We start from the raw sequence: 4,736 nt of genomic DNA, 5'->3' as shown, positions 1-4,736 counted from the left end.
TTTGGATATCGTAAATCCTATTCCTCAAAAGAAAAAAAGCTTAGAATTTCGTAATATAATTGAAAAATTTGACAGATTAGTTGAAGAATCTAGGAGTACCAAACAATGAAAATAGGCGCGTTTTTTGATATTGATGGAACAATAGCCAGAGATTCACTGATGATTGAGCATTTCAAAAAATTAGTTAATTTTGAAATAATAGATCAAAAATTATACTACGAAAAAGTTTATCCAGCATACCAAAAATACGAAAAAAGAAAAATCGACTATGATGAGTATCTCAATCAATTGGTTGATGTGTATAAGTACAAACTCAAAGGCTTTAGCAGTGAGTTTAATGAATTTATATCCAATCAAGTAATCAGCCAAGTTAAAGAGAAAGTTTACAGATATACCCGTGAGATGATAGAATTTCACAAAGAAAATAATCATCTGATATTTTTTATTTCAGGAAGCCCGGACTTTTTGGTAAAAGAAATGGCTGAGAGTTATGGCGTAACAGAATACAGAGCATCCTTGTATTTGAAAAAATCGGGAATGTACACTGGAGAAGTGGTGCCAATGTGGGATAAAAATAGTAAAAAGGCTGTAATCGATGAAATAGTTCAACGTTATGATATTGATGTCGATAATTCATACTGCTACGGTGATACTTCGGGTGATTTTTCTATGATTAATATGATGGGAAAACCAACAGCGATTAATCCTACGAAAGAGCTATTTGAACTTATCAGAGCTAACGAAAAAATAAATGAAAAAACCAAAATAATCATTGAAAGAAAAGATGTAATATACGATTTTCCTAAAAATGGTAAAATTTTAGATATTTAAGAAGCGTAACAGACTCTCTTCACAGTTGTGAGGAGAGTTTTTTATATGCAAAGACCACAGAAGAATTTTGACGTTCATCTGTGGTCTAAATTTTTGTTCTAATTTTGTTTGAAATAATTTTTGTCGTATTTAAACGATCTAACAAGTTTTCCTATTTGGAATACTCTGTTATTAGGATCATTTGGCATATCACATGTCATTAAAGAAAGAATAGGTTTATTATCATAATTTTCAATTCTATCGTCTTCTAGCATATAAAATGCATAAGAGTCAGTGACTTTTCTATCTACGATTTCATATTCGTAGATGTTTTTTTTATCTGTAATGTAAACTTTAGTACCTTTAGTTAAATCATACACTTTACTAAACAAAGAGCCGTTTCTTTTCATGTAGTGACCTGTTAGTGTGTAATTTTTTTCTCCCATTTTTTGATTTTCTTTCATTGTGGCTGCACCACTTAATAAGTGTTCGTCAGTTACTCCACGATGAATAGGTAAACTTAAATTATAATCAGGGATAATAATTTGTCCAATAACATTTTCTCCGCTTATAGCTGTAAAATTAAACAACGATGTAGTTGTGCTAATAGAGTTTACAGCGTCAAAGTCGTTTTTGAATTCCTTTTTGTTGTTTTGTTCCATTTCTGTGGATGATATTTCTTTACTTATATCATTTTCACTATAATAGGTAGGTATTAATCTGGCTGCGAAATATAAAGCAAATAGCAGAATACCTATCGTCATTAAAAAAATTCCAAATTTCTTTCTCATATTCATCCTCTTTAATTTCTATTACGTAGAGTATTTTAACATATATTTAAATTTAAGTAAATATCAAAAAGAACGTATATTCAGAACGTATAAAAACATTGAAAGCATCATATATAAAAGATATTATTAATGTAGTGGAATGAAAGTGGAACAAAGTGGAGGGAAAAATGTTTATTAATGAATATTTTCATAATATTGACTCAAAAGGTCGCGTTATTATGCCCTCAAAGTTTAGGGATGAAATAGGAGAAGAATTCTACATTACAAAAGGTATGGATGAATGTCTTTTCGTATATCCTGTATCTGCTTTTATCCAAATGACTGAAAAGCTTAATAAATTGTCATTAACTAGAAGACAAGCAAGAGCGTTTTCAAGAGTGTTTTTCGCTGGTGCTAGTAACCAGGAAATTGATAAACAAGGAAGGTTTTTGATTCCGCAATCCTTGAGAAACTATGCAGATATCAAAAAAGAAGTTGCCATTATTGGAGTATCCAATCGTATCGAAATATGGGATAAGGAAAAATGGGAACAATACTCTAATGATTCTTCATTAAACTATGACGATTTAGCTGATGATTTAAATGATCTTGATTTGTAGGTGAATTATGGAATTCAAACATGTGCCAATTTTATTAAATGAATGCATCGAAAATTTGAATATTAGAGACGGAAAAGTTTATGTGGATTGCACTGTTGGAGGCGCGGGACATTCCAGAGAAATTGCAAAAAGAATTGGGAATGGTAAGCTAATTTGCTTTGATCAAGATGAAGACGCATTAACAGTGGCGAAAGAACGCTTAAAAGAATATGGAGATAAGGTTATCTTTATAAAGGATAATTTTAAAAATATTAAAAGTGATTTACAAAATATAGGAATTGAAAAAGTTGATGGAATATTAATGGATATAGGTGTTAGTTCTTATCAAATCGATGAAGATAGTAGAGGTTTTTCTTATATGCATGATGCGGTTTTGGATATGAGAATGGATCAAACTAATCCAATTACTGCCAAGGATATCGTCAACACGTATTCACAAGAAGATTTAGAAAATATTATTTTCAAATATTCAGAAGAAAAATGGGCTAAAAGAATTGCTGAATTTATATGCAATGAAAGAGAAGTCAAACCTATTAATACTACTTTTGAATTAGTGGAAGTTATTGAAAAAGCGATTCCTAAAAAAGTAAGAATGAATCAAAAAGGCCACAGTGCAAAGAAAACTTTTCAAGCAATTAGAATTGAAGTTAATAAAGAATTAGACGTTTTAGAACAAGCAGTTGGAGATTGCATAGATTTATTGAATCCTGAAGGTAGAATTTGTATAATAACGTTTCATTCTTTGGAGGATAAAATTTGCAAAGATATTTTCAAACAAAGACAAAAAGGTTGTATATGTCCTCCAGAAATTCCGGTATGTGTTTGCAATCATAAGCCTGAAATTAAGATTATTACTAGAAAGCCGATAGAGCCTTCAACAGAAGAATTAAAACAAAATTCTAGGGCTCGAAGTGCAAAGTTAAGAGTAGCTGAAAAGATTATTTGATAATTATATGATTTGATTAATAAATGGAGACAAAAATGGGTAATGCACAAAGAAAAATTGAAGTTTTTCCACAGTATGTAGAAAAAAAAGAATTTGAAGTCAAAAAAATTGAACAAACAAAAAAATTAAATAGACCTAGTAGGAGAACAAATCTTTTTTCTACTTTTAATAAAGTAATGATATGCGTGGTTATTTGTTTATCCATTTTGGTGATGAATCGTTATTCTAAGATTCAAAGCATGTCCAGTGAATTAAAAGAAGTAAAAAATCAAGTAATGCTTACAGAAGGCAACCGAGATGTGATAAAATCTAATATAGAGAGTAAATTAACTAATAAAAATATTGAAGAAATAGCAAAAAATAATTTGGGTATGCAATTTCCCGAAAATGCTCAAATTATGTACTTAAAATTAGAGGAAAAATAATGAGAAGGCGCAATTTAAGCAAAGAAAAAATCAATAAAAATTTCAATAAAAACTACAATTCTCGTATTGTAGTTTTATTTTGTATATTGACAATTATTGTATTGTTAATAGTTGGTAAACTGATTTATTTACAATTGACCCCTGCTGGAGATAAATATCGAAAACTTTCAGCAAAACAAAGCACCAATACTATTAATATTGATGCTGAAAGAGGGAAAATATTAGATACAAATGGTGAGACATTGGCAGATAATGTGGTATCTAATAATTTGTATGTAAATGCTACTTATTTAAACGATCAATCGAAATCAAACTTAATTGATTCGTTAGGAAAAACTTTAAGCATGAAACCTGAAGAACTAAGAAAAGTTTTAGATAAAAAGAAAACAGTTCTAGTTAAACCTTCATTATCGAAAACAGAAATAGAAAACATAAAAAAACTACCTATAAGTAATCAGAAATTTATTAGCATCGTTTCTGAGAAAAAGAGATATTATCCAAATAAAGAAATGTTAGCTCAAGTTTTAGGATTTACAAATGTAAATAATGATGGAGTTGTCGGATTGGAGAGCTTTTATAATGCTAAATTAAAAGGTAAACCAGGAAAAAGAATTCTGAACAGTTCAGTTAATCGATCGATTGATTTATCAGATGATAGTTCTGTGATTATTAATCCGGAAAACGGATATGATTTAAAAACAACTATAGATAGTACTATCCAAGGCTTTGTAGAAGATAGTTTAAAAGACATAGAAAATAATTTTAAACCAAAATCTGCGACGATAATCGTTATGAATCCAAATAATGGAGATGTTTTGGGTATGGGATCTTTCCCTAATTTTAATCCCAATGATCCTAAAACTCCGCTTTTAAAAGATCAAATAAATGAATTAAATGATTTGAAAAAAGAGAATGATGAAGATAAAATCAGTAAATTTTATTTTAATATGTGGGAAAACAAAGCAACTTCATGGACTTATGAGCCTGGAAGTGTATTTAAAACTATAACTAGTGCAGCTGCAACTGAAGAGCACACAGCAACACAAGAATCACATTATTTCTGTAATGGATTTATTAGAGATATTCCAGGCGTTGTCATAAGATGTGAAAGATATTGGAATCCTCATGGTGACGAAACATTTCAAGAAGCTTTCAACAATTCTTG

At 29.6% G+C, this 4,736-nt stretch carries 6 protein-coding genes; 5 read left to right on the top strand and 1 reads right to left on the bottom strand.

The features are described from left to right. Positions 1 to 105 precede the first annotated feature (105 nt). Positions 106 to 831 carry an HAD family phosphatase gene (locus KHW44_RS06485; RefSeq protein WP_002836215.1) on the top strand — a complete coding sequence of 242 codons (726 nt, stop codon included), beginning with the start codon at positions 106 to 108 and terminating at the stop codon, positions 829 to 831. A 98-nt stretch (positions 832 to 929) separates the two neighbouring features. Here KHW44_RS06485 and KHW44_RS06480 read toward each other — a convergent pair whose 3' ends face one another. Continuing rightward, entirely contained in the window at positions 930 to 1,601 is a 672-nt protein-coding gene (locus tag KHW44_RS06480) for a class A sortase (protein ID WP_094209641.1), read from the bottom strand. Between the two features lie 167 nt (positions 1,602 to 1,768). On the opposite strand from KHW44_RS06480, the gene mraZ reads away from it, so the two are divergent. From mraZ to KHW44_RS06460, 4 genes are all read left to right on the top strand, one after another. After that, positions 1,769 to 2,200, top strand: a complete 432-nt coding sequence (mraZ, locus tag KHW44_RS06475; RefSeq protein ID WP_035109458.1) for a division/cell wall cluster transcriptional repressor MraZ — start codon at positions 1,769 to 1,771, stop codon at positions 2,198 to 2,200. A 7-nt stretch (positions 2,201 to 2,207) separates the two neighbouring features. Continuing rightward, positions 2,208 to 3,146: a 16S rRNA (cytosine(1402)-N(4))-methyltransferase RsmH gene (gene rsmH / locus KHW44_RS06470; protein WP_304067415.1), complete on the top strand. Its 939-nt coding sequence runs from the start codon at positions 2,208 to 2,210 to the stop codon at positions 3,144 to 3,146. A 35-nt stretch (positions 3,147 to 3,181) separates the two neighbouring features. After that, positions 3,182 to 3,571 carry a hypothetical protein gene (locus tag KHW44_RS06465; RefSeq protein ID WP_035109460.1) on the top strand — a complete coding sequence of 130 codons (390 nt, stop codon included), beginning with the start codon at positions 3,182 to 3,184 and terminating at the stop codon, positions 3,569 to 3,571. Then, on the top strand, positions 3,571 to 4,736 hold a 1,166-nt coding region (locus KHW44_RS06460; RefSeq protein WP_304067411.1), incomplete at its 3' end, for a penicillin-binding protein 2. The genes KHW44_RS06465 and KHW44_RS06460, both read left to right, overlap by 1 nt.

This window comes from Finegoldia magna (genome assembly GCF_018371055.1).
Taxonomy (GTDB): Bacteria; Bacillota; Clostridia; order Tissierellales; family Peptoniphilaceae; genus Finegoldia; species Finegoldia magna_I.
The sequence above is the reverse complement of the archived record's forward strand: the minus strand, read 5'-3'. Positions and strand labels throughout refer to the sequence as shown.

Bases quoted from the DNA above. Each gene is read 5' to 3' on its own strand.
- mraZ (WP_035109458.1), top strand. From the start codon at position 1,769: ATGTTTATTAATGAATATTTTCATAATATTGACTCAAAAGGTCGCGTT.
- KHW44_RS06485 (WP_002836215.1), top strand. From the start codon at position 106: ATGAAAATAGGCGCGTTTTTTGATATTGATGGAACAATAGCCAGAGAT.
- rsmH (WP_304067415.1), top strand. From the start codon at position 2,208: ATGGAATTCAAACATGTGCCAATTTTATTAAATGAATGCATCGAAAAT.
- KHW44_RS06465 (WP_035109460.1), top strand. From the start codon at position 3,182: ATGGGTAATGCACAAAGAAAAATTGAAGTTTTTCCACAGTATGTAGAA.
- KHW44_RS06480 (WP_094209641.1), bottom strand. From the start codon at position 1,601: ATGAGAAAGAAATTTGGAATTTTTTTAATGACGATAGGTATTCTGCTA.